Source organism: Burkholderia pyrrocinia, assembly GCF_018417535.1.
GTDB classification, from domain to species: Bacteria; Pseudomonadota; Gammaproteobacteria; order Burkholderiales; family Burkholderiaceae; genus Burkholderia; species Burkholderia pyrrocinia_E.
Genome location: NZ_CP070978.1, coordinates 2858668 through 2872755 on the forward strand (window position 1 = coordinate 2858668; position 14088 = coordinate 2872755).

Sequence of the window (14088 nt, forward strand, 5' to 3'; positions counted from 1 at the left end):
AGGTGCGCGTCAATCGACGATGAACAGCCTGGCGCCGGCGTCGGTGGACGAGCGGTGCGGTTCCGCGTCGTCTGCGACCTGGTAGCTCATGCCCGGCAACAGCGTGAACGATCGGCCATCCTTGAGCTCGGTGTGCAGCTCGCCCTCGAGACACAACAGGATGTGACCTTTCGAACACCAATGGTCGGCAAGGTAGCCCGGCGAATATTCGACCATGCGGACACGAATCGTCCCGAAGGTCTGCGTGCGCCAGTAGGCAACGCCGCGCTCGCCCGGATATTCGACTCGATCGACCTGCGACCAGTCGGTGGTGCCGAAGGGAATGTCTGACATTTTCATGGTGACGACTCCAGTGGATCGCTTCCTGACTGCGTGGGACGACGTGCTTCACATGGGGATGCGCGTCGCGTGACCCTTTACGGGCAGGATACAACCATCGCCGGGTCGTGCGGCGTTTGACGGGTGACGCGCGGGCGGACTCGCTGCCGGACGAAACGAAACGAGCGTCGTCGCATATCATTCGCATGCCGAATTGTTTGTTATCTTATCCTCAATTGCGGCGATTGATTCAATTATTTCGTTAATGGATTTTAATTGACAAATAATTCAATCAATATGAATTTATCTACTTCCATATCTTGAAATTGACTTTTCAATCTTTAATGTTATATCGTTTGTTCTCGAAAATAATTGAGGGCAACTAAAATGCCAATGAGCGAGGTGTCTCGCAAAACCCGTCGCTGGTCGGCCGCCGTGGCGCTGTCGGTATTCGCTGGGCTGATCGGCACGGCATCGGCCAACACGCAGGCGACGCAGCAAAAGCAGGCGCGCATGCCTCGCGTGCCGCAGAATCTGCCTGTTTCGCCCGAGCAGGCCGAGTACAACCTGCCGCTCAGCGAGCAGGATCGCGCGGCGCTGACCAAGCCTTCGCAGCTCAAGCAGCAGGCCAAGCGCAGCAAACGCAGTGCAGGGGGCACGGATTGCCACGACATGTCGGCGATGACCCAGTATCACGGCGCGGCTCTGGCCGATTACATCGCGAATCTTCCCGATTACGAATGCCATTATGGCCTGTTCTCGGTCGACAAGACACTTGCCGCGCAGATTTTCAATGCGGAAAACGTGCACGCTGTTGCGAGCCGTTTCGTGCAGGAAATCTATCGTTATGATGCGAGCAATTTGATTCTGGTCAATTTGCTGATTTATCTGCGCTCCGCGTATTACCAATATGATGTATCGGGCATTGCCGATCCGATCCCGAACCTCGCGGTGTCGCTGCGTCCGTATATCAAGCAAAGCCTCGAGGGCGATGCGCTCTATCGTGACAATTCGCGTGCGCCGAGCACCGCGAACGAGCTGATGAAGCTCATTACGAACATGAAGGACGAGGTGTACTATCTGCCGACCCTGAAGAACCGCGTCGCATCGTACACCGTGAGCGCGACGAATCCGCAGGCAGCGGCGCCGCTGCTGCAGCGCAGCGCGGCGGGCGGCTTCACCGGCTTGCTCACCGTGTTCTTCTATGCGCATCAGCGCAACGGCGCGCAGCAGATGCTCGACGGCGACGCGACGCTGCCGGAGACGCTCAACCGCTTCGTCACCGCGAACCGCGCGAGCCTGTCGAATACGAGCGCCGCCTATCAGCTTGCCGACGCGGCGCGCGAAACGTTTCGCTTCATCCGCTATCCGAAGCAGAAGCCGCGGGTGAAGAAAATGATCCAGGACATGCTCGCATCGACGAGCATGACGGGCGCGGACAGCGATCTTTGGCTCGCGGCGGCGGAAGCGGTCGACTACGGCGACCCGGGCAACTGCGCGGACTATGGCACGTGCGACTACAAGAAGAAGCTGACCGACGCGGTGCTCACGCATCGCTACGCGTGCAACGCGGGCGTGCGCATTCTCGCGCAGGACATGACGATGCCGCAGCTGCAATCGGTCTGCACGGCGGTCGCGCAGCAGGACGATTACTTCCACCGGATGATGAAGACCGGGCGCAAGCCGGTCGCGGGCGATCGCAACGACACGATCGAGCTCGTCATCTTCGATGACTACGCGAACTACCGAAAGTATGCGTCGGTGATCTACGGCATCAGCACCGACAACGGCGGCATGTATCTCGAAGGCGACCCGTCCGCGCCCGGCAACCAGGCGCGCTTCATCGCGCACGAGGCATCGTGGCTGCGGCCCGAGTTCAAGGTCTGGAACCTCGAGCACGAGTTCACGCACTATCTCGACGGCCGCTACGACATGGCCGGCGACTTCACGGCGAGCACCGCGAAGCCGACCGTCTGGTGGATCGAAGGCGTCGCCGAATATCTGTCGAGAAAGAACGATAACCAGGAGTCGATCGACGCGGCACGCACGGGCGCGTACCGGTTCTCGGATACGCTCGGCACGCTTTACTCGTCGAGCGACTATGTTGCGCGCGCCTACCGGTGGGGCTACATGGCGACGCGCTTCATGTTCGAGCGCCATCGCGCGGACGTCGACACGATCGTGTCGCGCTTCCGTGCGGGCGATTACGACGGTTACGCGAACTATGTCGCGTACATCGGCAATCGCTACGACAGTGAGTTCGCCGACTGGGCGCGCAACGCGACGACGGCGGGCGAGCCGCCGGTGCCGACGAAGCGCTGAACGGCCGCGCCGCAGTCGCTCGGCGCAAAGTAACGCTTGATGTCAGCTCGACGTCAAGCTTCGACCTGGCCGAGTGGGGCGATGCCCCCTCGGCCCCGGTGGAAAGGCCATCGCAACTGCATGGCCCTGATCGATGATCAGCTAATCGAACCGATCACGATGAAGCTGAAATTCCGGTCGGAATATTTCCCATACGAGTCACCGGTTTGAACCGTGGCCCCGCTGCCGGAAAGCGCCGGGAAAATCATGTTGTCCAGCGTGTTTTGCCCGCCACGACGGCTTCGACGTCGGCCTGGCCGAGCGCGATGCACTCGATGCACGTCGTCAGCGCCCGGAGCAGTTGCCGGGCCGCTTCGTCCGGCACCCGGCTGAGCTGGTGGATCAGGCGCACGGTCAACGCGTCCCCCGGCGTCACGAGAAAGGTGGCCGGGTAGCGCGTGCGTGCGCCGCACGTCTCGAAATCCAGCACCTGCCACGGCGCGGCATCGCCTTCGGCGGTTTCGACCGGAGACGGTGTGTCGTTCGTGAGCTTCTCCCGTCGGCCGGAATGGCCGATCGGGGAAGCTTGCTCCGATTATACGAAGACGTTTCGGGTGCCGGCCGGCTCTGCCCGGCACTCCACGGTCACCGCAGAACTCAACCCGTGGCGAACTGCGCATAACCGGGAACTGTGCCTAATCGTGAATATGCGAGGCATCGCATATTCACGAATCCCGGCCGACCCTCTACCATGCACCCGAATCCCTTCCGTACGAGCTGACGGTAAAGCCCGTAACCGCACGGCCCCGCTTCGTAGACAGCGCAGATGTGCCGCGCTTTCGACTGAAGGCGCCTGAACAGGCGATCGACATCCGCCTGCGTCGTGCCGATCTTACCCAGTAGCTCGACTTCACCCGAGCCGGGTGCATGCGCGACGGTGATTGATTCCTTGTGTACATCGAGACCGGCGTACAGCGTAGTGCTATCGTGTTCCATGCTGGCCTCCGCGCTGGAAATCGCCGGGTGCGGCCCTGTCCGCACCGTGCGGCTCTGACAGCAATGCTAACCCGCGTTTGATTCCTCACGGCAGGCCAGCCTTCGCCTCACGGGAGTCATACTGACTAGCTTGATCGTCGCATGAGTTGCTGTACGTGAAAACGAGGCAGGGTTAGTTCGAAGATGAATACTCAATTCAAACGCGCCTGACACGGTTCGGAATTTCTCCGCCTTTCCCGGCAGCGCTCGCCATCAGCCGACCGAATTGTTGCACACCGCCACGCTACACATACGCCGGATGCCGCTTTGCGCCGATTTCGGCAACCGGCGTCATACCCAACTTGCGCACAATCAGCATCGCGATCTCCAGCGACTGCTCATAGTTCAACCTCGGATCGACCGTCGACTTGTAAGCGCGTGCCAAATCGGCCTCAGTCAGATTGCGCGCGCCGCCCAGGCATTCGGTCACGTCCTCCCCGGTCAGCTCCAGATGCACGCCGCCCAGATGCGTGCCGCAGGCGACATGAATATCGAAGGCAGCCTCAAGCTCAGCGTGGATGTTCTCGAAGCGCCGTGTCTTCACGCCGCCCGGGGTCGTTTCGCCGTTGCCGTGCATCGGATCGCAGCACCACAAGACACGCCGGCCCTCGGCCTTGACGGCATGCAGATGCTTCGGCAACTCCGCTTCGATCTTCGCCGCGCCCATGCGCGTGATGAGCGTCAAGCGGCCGGCCTCGTTCGTGGCGTTCAGCGCGTCGATCGTGAGCAGCAACTGGTCGGTGCTCACCCCTGGCCCGACTTTCAGGCCGATCGGGTTGCGGATACCGGAGCAGTATTCGATATGCGCGCCATCCAGCTGCGCGGTGCGCATACCGATCCACGGAAAATGCGTCGACAGGTTGAACCAGCCCCAATGCTGCGGCACTTGCCGCGCCATTGCCTCTTCGTAGTTCAACAGCAGGACCTCATGCGACGTGTAGAAATCGATTCTCGCATCGCTGCCGGAGGGCTCGCCCGCGAGAGCCTTCATGAAGCGCAGCGATTCGCCGATCGAGCGCGTCATCTTGCGATACTCGTCATAAAGCGGTGAATGCGAGGCCCAGGCCAGATCCCAATGTTCGGGGTGGTGCAGATCGGCGAAACCGGCGTCGCTCAGCGCGCGCACGAAATTCATCGTCAGCGCAGATTTGGAATGCGCCTCGAGCAGGCGCTGCGGGTCGGGCTCGCGCGCCTCTTTCGTAAAAGCGCTGGCGTTAACAATGTCGCCGCGGTAGCAAGGCAGCGTCACGCCGTCGCGCGTTTCGGTATCCGCCGAGCGCGGCTTGGCGTACTGGCCGGCAAAGCGGCCGACCCGAACCACCGGCAGCATCAAGCCATGCATGAGCACCAGGCTCATCTGCATCAGCACTTTGAGCCGATTGGCGATGATCGGCGCCGTGCAATCGGCGAAGCTTTCCGCGCAGTCGCCGCCCTGCAGCAAGAAGCATCGTCCCGCCGCAGCGTCTGCGAGCTTGCGTTTGAGCGTCAGCACTTCCCATGCGGCGACGAGCGGCGGCAGTGCCTGCAGCTGTGTCAGGGCGCGATCGAGCGCCGCCGCATCGCGATAAGCCGGTTGCTGCAGCGCCGGCTTCGTCTTCCAGGAAGCGGGCGTCCAATTCCCGGCAACACGCGCCGAAGAGAGATTGCCTTCCACAGTTCCACTCCCGTACTGAAATGCTGCCGATCGAACGGATGTCGCCTGGCACGCAAGCGACGCCCACGCTCCGCACCGCTACAGCTTGACGAGCACCGTGCCCAGATAACGTCCGCTGGACGTGTCGCACAACGCGCTCGGCGCGTCGTCGAGGCCGTCGATCACCGTATGCGGGAACACGATCTCGCCGGCGCGCAGCCACTGAGCGAAACGCTCGAACCATTCGCCCTTCGCCTCCGGATTGTCGTCGGCGCTGTAGCCCCGCATCGTGATCCGCTTGAGGAGAAATTGAACGGTATCGATTTCGGCGGGCGCGGTCCGACCCGTTCCCACCGCGGCAAGCTGGCCCGACAGCGCGCCGAGGATCAGGAAGCGCGCCCCTTCGCGCGCGGCCGTGACGGCCGCCTGCAATTGCTCGCCGCCGACCGAATCGATCAGGACGTCGATGCCGCCCTGCGCCGCATCGAGCAATTGCTCCGCGAACGGCGTGCTGCTGCTACGTATAACGGCGGCGTCATACCCAAGCTCGGAAACCAGGCGTCGTGCCTTGTCGCGCGAACTCGTGCTGCCGATCACGCGCCCGGCTCCCAGCCGCCGCGCGATCTGTCCGGCCATCGCGCCGATCGCGCCGGCCGCGCTCGTTACGAACACAGTGTCGCCCGAACGGATCGGCACGCCGCGCGTCAGCGCCGCGTAGGCGGTCCAGCCGTGCCCCAGGTAGCCGAGATAGCCGGCGGGCTCCGGCAGCGCCTCGCCGACGCGCTGACAGCCCCATGCGGGCACCACCGCGTAGTCGCGCCACCCGTGGAAGTGCGTGACGATGTCGCCGGCCGACAAATCGCTGCCGGCCGGCGCTTTCACCACCTCGCCGAGCGCTTCGCCCATCAGCACGTCACCCGCCGACAAACACGGAAACGGCACACCGGGCACGTCTTCCGCGCCTTCGCTGATCATCGCGCGCAAGGAAGCCGAGACCAGGAAATAGCGATTGCGTACCAGCACGTCTCGCGGGCCGGCCGCCGGCGAGACGGCGGTGACGATTTCGAAATCGTCCGGTGTCGGCAGGCCTTTGAGCCTCGCCTTCAAGCGCACCTCGCGCCGCATTGAAATCGACAGATTCATGATCCGCTCCCGCCGGGTACAGTGCGCGTCGACGAGGCGAACCAGCCTGCCGGGATGCGCGCGACGTTGCGGCCGTAGGCAATCGCCGGGTCGTCCGAGGCATGCACGGTCGCTGTCCAGCCGTATCGGCCGAGCCAGTCGCGAACATCGTCGCGGGACGAGAGCCAACGAGCGCCCTGCGATTCGACGCGCGCACGGGCCTCCTTGCCCTCGTCGCTCATCATGCGCGTGGCGAGATGCTCGAGCATGAGCGCGCTGCCCGGCGCCGACAGGTCGGCCACTTGACGGATCAGCGCATCGCAGTCCGCGTCGCGCAGATACATCAGAAGCCCCTCGATGAGCCAGATCGTGGGCTTGGCGGGATCGAAGCCGGCCGCGCGCAACGGGCTCGCCCAATCCGACGTCAGATCGGCGACGAGCGGCCGCCAATCGCACTGCAGCGACAACTCGGACTGCTTCATGAGCTCGCGCTTGAAGGCGATGATGTCGTCGAGATCGAGCTCGAACCAGCGCGTGCCGAACGGACAGGCCAGACGCGCCACGCGGCCGTCCATGCCGGCGGCCAGCGTGACGACCTGCCGTATCCCGCGGCTCAGGTTCGCGAGAATGGCATCGTCGAAGTAGCGTGTGCGGACAACGAAATATTGCGGAAAGTTCGCGCGCCGCGCGACTTCGGTGACGTGCGCATGCGTCGGCGTGCCGGCCAGGTGCTCGATCAGCGCGGCGGCAAACGGATCATGAAACAAGGCATCCGGGCGCTGGCTTTCGGCGTGACGTTGCCAGGCAATGAACAGTGCGGTTTGGCCGACGCCAACCGGAATATCGAGAGTAGACACAGGCAGGTTCCTTATCCGCAAAAGAATCAAGGTTGGAGTTGCGTGGTTTTCCAAACGTCGCCTTCGCGTTCGTACCTGAGGCGCCGGTGAAGCCGGTCGGAGCTGGCGGCCCAGAATTCCATCTCGTGAGGCTCGAGCCGATAGCCAACGAAGCGCGGCGGCCGCGGCAACGCGACGCCGAGCGCGAGCAGTTCGGCGGCGTGCGCGAGCAGCGCTTCGCGGTTGACGAGTTCGTCGCTCTGGTGCGAGGCGCTCGACATCGCGTGCATCGGCACCGATCGCCCGAACCAGAGCTTGTCGTTCTCGCTTTCTTCGAGCGGAACCGCCTGGCCGGAAATCATGATCTGCTGCCCGGTTTCGCGCCAATACAGCAAGCCCGAGGCCCAGCCCGTCTCCGAGAGTTCGCGTCCTTTGCGGCTCGTCGAATGCGTGCAGAAGATCACGCCGCGGTCGTCGATTGACGAGAACGCGATGATGCGCGAAGACATGCGTCCGTCGGACTTGGCGGTTGCGAGCGCGAGCGCCTTGGGCTCGCGGACGCGGGCGACATCGGCCGCCGCGAGCCAGCGTTTGAGCAGCGTGATCGGCTCGGACGGCGGGTCGTCATATTCGGGGAACAGGACGTCGACGCGTCCCGTGAGGCTTTCGAAGCGACTGGTGTTCATGGCAGTGTTTTCGTAAAGGCAAAAGACTGGTGCGACGCTAGACGCCCAGGCGGCCGCGCGCGACGACGACACCGTGACCGCTGACCTTGACCGCCTCGATGCCGTGCTCCGAGCCATCCACCAGCGCATGCATGTGCGAGGGACGCTTGATCTCGACGCCTTGGAGAATGTGCAGCGGCTCGCCCCACGGAATCAGTCCGTAGCGGGCAAGGTGAATGGCGATGGGGCCGGCGGCGGAGCCCGTCGCCGCATCCTCCACGACACCGTAGGCCGGCGAGAACATCCGGCAGCGCCAGTGGTCGCCCGCGGGGGCCAGGCACATGGCCGACATATCCTCGAACTCAGCCAAGGCGCGATGGTCCGGATGCACGTCGGAAAGCGCGGAGGCGTCGGGCAACGTAACGAACACGTGGCGCGGGCCGTTTCGATAGGCCTCCACGGGCAGCACGGACGCTTCTACGCCGAGCGCTTCGAGCAGACGCTCGGCCCGATCAAAGCGCGTCCACGTCGGGATCGGCTGCTGCATGGTGACGTAGGCCTCGCCGGGCGCATCGGATCGCACATCGAACGGCACGAGCCCCATGCCCGTCTCAAACACGAAGCGATCCTGCGCGTTGACGTGCCTGAGCGCCACGGCCGTTCCCAGCAGCGGATGGCCCGCGAACGGCAGCTCGTTGACCGGCGTGAAGATGCGCACGTGCACGTCGCCGCCTTGCTTCGGCGGCATCACGAACACCACTTCCGACAGATTCATTTCGCGGGCGATCCGCTGCATGCGCTCCGCCGGCAGCGGATCGTCGATCAGGAAGACGGCAACCGGGTTACCTTCGAGCGGCGTGCGCGTGAAGGCGTCAACGACGATGTAGTCGATGGGATGCGACGCATGGACCGGCGCCGCCGCGTGTGTATTCGTGTGCGCTGCTGCCGGCTCGAGCGCGCGCATGCGCGCCGCGATCTCACCGCTCGCGGCGCTTGCCTCCACCGAGAAGCGCAGCCGCTCGGCAACCGGCAGGCCGATCAGCGTCTGCGCATCGTTCGGCGGCAGTAGATACGCGGGCGGACGCTCGCCATCCCAGAGCATGATAGCGCCCCAGCGATTCTTGTCCTCGTCGGCAATCCAATGCTTCTCGCGCATGCCCGGCACGTTCGACCAGCGCGCGAGGGTGCTGTCGTCCACACGCGCCCTCAGCGATTCGATGCTCTGCTCGGAACCGTCGAGGTTCCACCAAACGATGTCGACAATCATGAAACGCGTGTCCTATAGGGTTCTATAAAAAGCGTGAAGAGCCGTCAGGCCGTCAACGCGGTCGCGCGTTTTTCGCGGCGTATCGCGTGTGTGATGGCTTCGCCGAGAATGCGCGGCCCATCGACGGTCAAGACCGATTCGGCATGGAATTGCATCGAGCTGAACGTTGGACCGCGCAAGGCATGCACTTCGCCCGTGCGCGGATCGCGGCTGATGGCCAGCGCGCCGACGCCGTCGATTTCCATTTCGTCCCCTGCGGTCCGCGCGACATACGTGTTGTAAAAGCCCACGCGCTCACGCCGGCCGAACAGATCGATCTCGACCTGGATGCCCTGATTGGGCACCTCGCGCCGCACGAGCGGAATGCCGAGGATGGCGTTCAGGACCTGATGGCTCAGGCAGACGGCCATGAACGGCTTGCCCTCGTCGATGAGATGCCGCAGCCACGTATAGAGGCGAGCGATGCGCGGATCGCCGACGTCGCTCGGGTTTCCCGGGCCCGGCCCCATGACGACGATGTCGTAACGCGCAAGGTCCACCGCGTCGTGAACGCCGCGCACTTCGGTGGCGAGGCCGAGCGACGACAGTTGCTGGGCGATCATCGCCGTGAAGTGATCTTCGGCGTCGATGATGAGCGCGCGGCGGCCGCTTAACTCAGCCAACTCATCGGCCATCTCGCGTTGTCGCGCGCCATATGGCCGAAACCAGAAGTCCGCGATGCCTTTGTTGCGCTCGCGCAGCGCCGCCTGCACCGATGGATGCTGTCCGAGCACCGGGCCGGCTTCCGGCGGATCGAATGCGTTCGATAGCGCGGCCACCTTGGCATGCGTCTCCATCACTTCCGATGCCGCGTCCGAATGCCGGACGAGCGTCGAGCCGACGCCGATGCGAACGTGGCCGGCGCGGTCGATCTCCGCGGTGCGGATCAGGATGGCGGAGTCGAGCGTGCGCTTGCCGCGCGCATCGCGGCCGATCAGCGCTGCAATGCCGCTGTAGTAGCCGCGGCCGGCCTGCTCGTGCCGCACGATCACGCGGGTCGCGCTTTCGATCGGACTGCCGGTGACCGTCGGCGCAAACATCGTTTCGCGCAGCAAATCGCGGACATCGGCCTCGGTGTGCCCGACGATGAAATATTCGGTGTGGGCGAGCCGCGCCATCTCGCGCAAATGCGGCCCCGTGACCTGCCCACCGGCCGGGCAGATGCGCGCCATCATCTTGAGCTCCTCGTCGAGCACCATGTACAGCTCGTCGGATTCCTTGCGATCGCCGAGAAAAGCGTTGATCCCGTCGATCGTCGGCCCGCTCTGCGGATATCGATAAGTCCCGCTGATCGGGTTCATCGTCGCGCGGCCTTCATGCAGCGTCAGGTGGCGCTCCGGCGTGGCGCCGACGAACGTGCGCTCCCCGGTATGAATCACGAAGATCCAATACGCGCCGACTTCCCGGCGCATCAGACGCTTGAAGACCGCCAGCGCCTTGGCGGGCGAATAGTCGTCGAGATCGCCCTCGAGGGTGCGCTTGATGACGAAGTTCGAGCCCGCGCCGGTGCCGATCTCGTCGGTGATGACGCGCTCGACGATCTGGGCGTAGGTTTCGTCGTCGATATCGAAGTGACGATCGCCGAGCGCGGTATCGACATCGGGAATGGCAGCGAGCGCAAGCGGCGCGGACACCGTTTCGTGCTCGTCGCAGGTGATGGCGACGAGCGGAGCGCCGTCGTCGTGTGTTTTGAAGCCGCGCTCGTGCAGCTGCCGGTATGGCACGAGCACAAGCAGCTCCTGACGGTCCGCGCCCGCCTTCGTCGGCGCGGCCAACGGAAGCTCGGCCAGGGAGGACGGATAGGAAACCGCGCCGGCGAAGACGTCGATAGTCGCGCGCTCCCCAGCGCTACCCGTCGAACGTGCGATCAACGCGAAGCACGGCGCTTGTCCATTCTGGACGCGATCGAAAAGGTTGCGGTTCGGAGCGGCGTTCATGCCAGCGCCTCCTCGGTGCTCACCACCTTGCCGCAGCGCCGGGCCACGTATTCCAGGGCCTGGTGATGATGGTCTTCGGAAAAATCCGCCACGCCATCGGCGACGAAGAACGGTTGAATGTCGTTCGTGAACGCATCGACGGCCGACATCATTACGCCGATGTGCGCGTAGACTCCACACAGCATCAGCTGATCGCGACCGCTCTCCTGCATGCGCTCGCGCAGGCCGGTGCGAAAAAATGCGCTGTAGCGCCACTTCGTGAGCATCCAGTCCTCCGGAGACGGGCCGACGGCCTCGGCGACGTCCCGATCGGCCGGCTTCGTCTCCATGCCCGGCCCCCAAAAATCGCGCAGCAAACCGCGTTCCTTCTCCGTCATGCGCCCGGGATGGGCCGTGTATGCGACGGGAATGCCGGCCTGCTTGCACCGTTTGCGCAGCGACGCGACGTTGGTCGTCAACGTCTCGCGCAGCGTCGGCGGCAACGGAGAAAGGAAATAGTTCTGCATGTCATGAATGAGCAGCAACGCGCGCGATGGATCGACACGCCATGACACGACGTTCTCGGGCAGGCTGCTCGAATCGGGCAGCGCGTACGGTTGAATCGAAGGAATACCAGCCATTCGTCTCCTCCATTGAGTATGCGTTAGCTCGGTAGACCATCCCGGCGCACTTCGGGAACCTCGATACCCAACGAACGGAATTGCTCGCAAGGGTTCATGAATTCGCGCTGTTCCTTGATCAGTCCGTTTTCGAAGCGGAACGAGTGAAGGAAGTGATTGCGGTAATGGCCTTGGGGGTAGCCGGGGAAAATAATCGCGCCTTCGCCGCGGCACTCGACCCAGAACCAGTTCGGGTCTTGCGTCTCGAAGATCTGGATGTCGGTCCAGACCCAGTCGGGGAAGCATTGCAGCGACCACACGGCGTGCTCGCCGAGCTTCTCGCGGCCGCGAATCACGATCGGCTGGCCGCTGTCGGTAGTCCACAGACCGCCGACGCCATCTTCCGCGAACAGCAGGTGGCGCTTGAGCCGCGCTTCGCCACGCGTGTGCATGTACTGCTCGACGATCTTGCGGTTGTGCTGCCGGACCGCGACGTGCGCGTGAGTTTCCGACTGGTTTTCGAGGGATTCGACGTCTGACATGCAAGCTCCTGAAGTCAAAGAGGACCGCCCCGCCGGGAGCAGGGAAGCCGCACGGGATTACACGAGGTAGCTGATTTCGCGCGGATCGAGGCCTACGAGCGCGCGACCGTAGACGAGTTGCGGAATGCCCATCCCGAAGCCCGCGTGGCGGCTCGCCACGTTCAGATCGCGCCAGATCAACTGCAGCGGATTGGATTCCATGAAGGCGGCGCTTCCGTAGGCCGTCATGAGGCGATCGATGGCCTCTCGGCACAGGCGCGTGACGCGCGTCGATTCCATCCGAAAGCGCGAACGCGTCACTTCATCGGGCAGGACGCCGGCCAGTGCATGGTGTTCGACCGTTTCGACGATGCGGCGGGCGTGCAGCCGCGCGCCGTCGATCATCATCGACGCTTCGGCGAGATCGGTCTGGAACGCGGGCGAAACAGCCTGGCTCTTGAACGTGGACGAGGCGACGCGGCGCTCGTGAGCCTGATTGCGCACGAGTTCCAGCGCGTTTACGATCGCCCCGAGCTGCGGTCCGAGCAGACCGATCGACAGCAAGCCCGAGAACGCGCCGCTATATAGACGGTGCCGTTCCGACGGCAGGCGGGACCGGCCCTGCACGATCGGCGCGTAAGGCGTCACGCGATGGCGCGGAATGAACAGCCGGTTCGCCACGACGGTGTTGCTGCCGGTGCCGCGCATGCCCGTGATATGCCAGGAGTCTCGGACTTCGAGCTCGCTCATCGGCATGAGGACCAGGTTGATCGTCTCGTCGTCGGCATCGACGCCTTTCGGGATCAGCGCGCCGATCCATTCGGCGTGCAGGCTGCCGGATGCGTAAGCCCACTCTCCCGTCACCACGACACCGCCGTCGACGCGTTCGACCTGGGCGCGCGAAGGCGCAATGATGAGCGCGGTGCGCGTGTCGCGGTTGCCGCCCCACACGTCGTCCTGCGTGCTCTCGGGGAAGTGGGCGATCATGTAGTTGCCCATGTTGAGCACGCTCGTGACCCACGACGCCGAGCAGCAGCCGCGCCCCAACTCGTAGCAGACGTCGAGCAGCGTGGCGGGACCCGCTTCGTAGCCGCCGAGCCGGCGCGGTGTGAAGAGCCGCATCAGCCCCGCCTCGGTAATGGCGGCGACGGCACGCTCGGACAGGCGGCGCTCGGTATCGGCAGCGCGCGATTCTTCCGCGAGCACGCTGGCGACTTCTGCCGCCTTCGCGATCAATTGCTCATGCTCGGCCACCGAGTCATCGAGCGCAATGGCATCATGTCCGGCCGAATTCCCTTTCTGCAATGTGCGTTCATTTGTCATTTCACGAGTCATCCACTGGGAGGTCAGTATCGTGCTCACAGCATCTCCACAATAAATTTATAATCTTTATTGTTGAAAAATATAAAACAATAAGGGGCGAGAAAAATTTAAATGCCAATTAACCGGGAAATCTACGCAAATGAGATCGGACACTTTTAGTGGGTGCACTTGGTATTGGAAAATATCGTGCGCCAGTAGCCATGAGGCCCGCATCCAGATTTGTCTGATCAGTCAAAAAATACGCATTTCTTTCATAAAATATAAATACTCCTTACAATCTCTCTAAAGTGACCGGGGATGTCAATTCCTTCGCAAACCAAGCCGCCTCGTCGATTTCCAGTTCAAAGCCTGAACGATAGAGTAGCGCGGTGCCTCTGGACACAACGGGGTGTAAATTCCACCCAATTATTTTTCGCATTCCTGTGAGCACCATATATAGCACGGATAACAGTAGGATAAACTTAATAAATTATCACCTGTCAAACTTGACGG

12 protein-coding genes and 1 pseudogene are annotated in these 14088 nt (G+C 63.1%); 1 reads left to right on the forward strand and 12 read right to left on the reverse strand.

From position 1 onward, the window contains the following. Positions 1-9: 9 nt before the first annotated feature. Complete coding sequence (locus tag JYG32_RS30920; RefSeq protein WP_213266130.1) at positions 10-339, reverse strand: DHCW motif cupin fold protein; 330 nt, start codon at positions 337-339, stop codon at positions 10-12. A 366-nt stretch (positions 340-705) separates the two neighbouring features. Here JYG32_RS30920 and JYG32_RS30925 point away from each other — a divergent pair, with 366 nt between their 5' ends. After that, a complete protein-coding gene (locus tag JYG32_RS30925; protein WP_174378543.1) occupies positions 706-2640 on the forward strand; it encodes a collagenase in 1935 nt (644 codons plus the stop codon). Positions 2641-2884: 244 nt separating this feature from the next. On the opposite strand, the gene JYG32_RS30930 is transcribed toward JYG32_RS30925, so the two are convergent. The 11 genes and pseudogenes from JYG32_RS30930 to JYG32_RS30975 form a co-directional block, all read right to left on the reverse strand. Beyond that, positions 2885-3109: a hypothetical protein gene (locus JYG32_RS30930; RefSeq protein WP_213266131.1), complete on the reverse strand. Its 225-nt coding sequence runs from the start codon at positions 3107-3109 to the stop codon at positions 2885-2887. A 257-nt stretch (positions 3110-3366) separates the two neighbouring features. Continuing rightward, a pseudogene (locus JYG32_RS39190) lies at positions 3367-3615 on the reverse strand (IS110 family transposase); the annotation flags it as partial. Between the two features lie 283 nt (positions 3616-3898). Beyond that, positions 3899-5308, reverse strand: a complete 1410-nt coding sequence (locus JYG32_RS30935; RefSeq protein ID WP_174378541.1) for a class II 3-deoxy-7-phosphoheptulonate synthase — start codon at positions 5306-5308, stop codon at positions 3899-3901. 78 nt (positions 5309-5386) lie between these two features. After that, on the reverse strand, positions 5387-6430 hold the full coding sequence (locus JYG32_RS30940; RefSeq protein WP_213266132.1) for an MDR family NADP-dependent oxidoreductase: 1044 nt from the start codon (positions 6428-6430) through the stop codon (positions 5387-5389). After that, positions 6427-7266 (reverse strand): SAM-dependent methyltransferase, encoded by an 840-nt coding sequence (locus tag JYG32_RS30945; RefSeq protein WP_174378539.1) that lies wholly within the window; start codon positions 7264-7266, stop codon positions 6427-6429. Before JYG32_RS30945 ends, JYG32_RS30940 begins: the two co-directional genes overlap by 4 nt. Positions 7267-7292: 26 nt before the next feature. Further along, the gene (phzG, locus tag JYG32_RS30950) at positions 7293-8003 is read right to left on the reverse strand and encodes a phenazine biosynthesis FMN-dependent oxidase PhzG (RefSeq protein WP_249744789.1); all 711 of its coding nucleotides are present in this window, start codon (positions 8001-8003) and stop codon (positions 7293-7295) included. After that, positions 7969-9177 carry a PhzF family phenazine biosynthesis protein gene (locus tag JYG32_RS30955; protein WP_174378538.1) on the reverse strand — a complete coding sequence of 403 codons (1209 nt, stop codon included), beginning with the start codon at positions 9175-9177 and terminating at the stop codon, positions 7969-7971. The genes phzG and JYG32_RS30955 overlap by 35 nt, the downstream gene beginning before the upstream one ends. 44 nt (positions 9178-9221) lie before the next feature. Next, positions 9222-11153 (reverse strand): anthranilate synthase family protein, encoded by a 1932-nt coding sequence (locus JYG32_RS30960; RefSeq protein WP_213266133.1) that lies wholly within the window; start codon positions 11151-11153, stop codon positions 9222-9224. Beyond that, entirely contained in the window at positions 11150-11707 is a 558-nt protein-coding gene (locus JYG32_RS30965; protein ID WP_283842732.1) for an isochorismatase family protein, read from the reverse strand. The genes JYG32_RS30960 and JYG32_RS30965 overlap by 4 nt, the downstream gene beginning before the upstream one ends. An 89-nt stretch (positions 11708-11796) precedes the next feature. Continuing rightward, positions 11797-12294: a PhzA/PhzB family protein gene (locus JYG32_RS30970; protein WP_174378536.1), complete on the reverse strand. Its 498-nt coding sequence runs from the start codon at positions 12292-12294 to the stop codon at positions 11797-11799. 57 nt (positions 12295-12351) lie between these two features. Continuing rightward, a complete protein-coding gene (locus JYG32_RS30975) occupies positions 12352-13596 on the reverse strand; it encodes an acyl-CoA dehydrogenase family protein (RefSeq protein WP_249744790.1) in 1245 nt (414 codons plus the stop codon). Positions 13597-14088 lie beyond the last annotated feature (492 nt).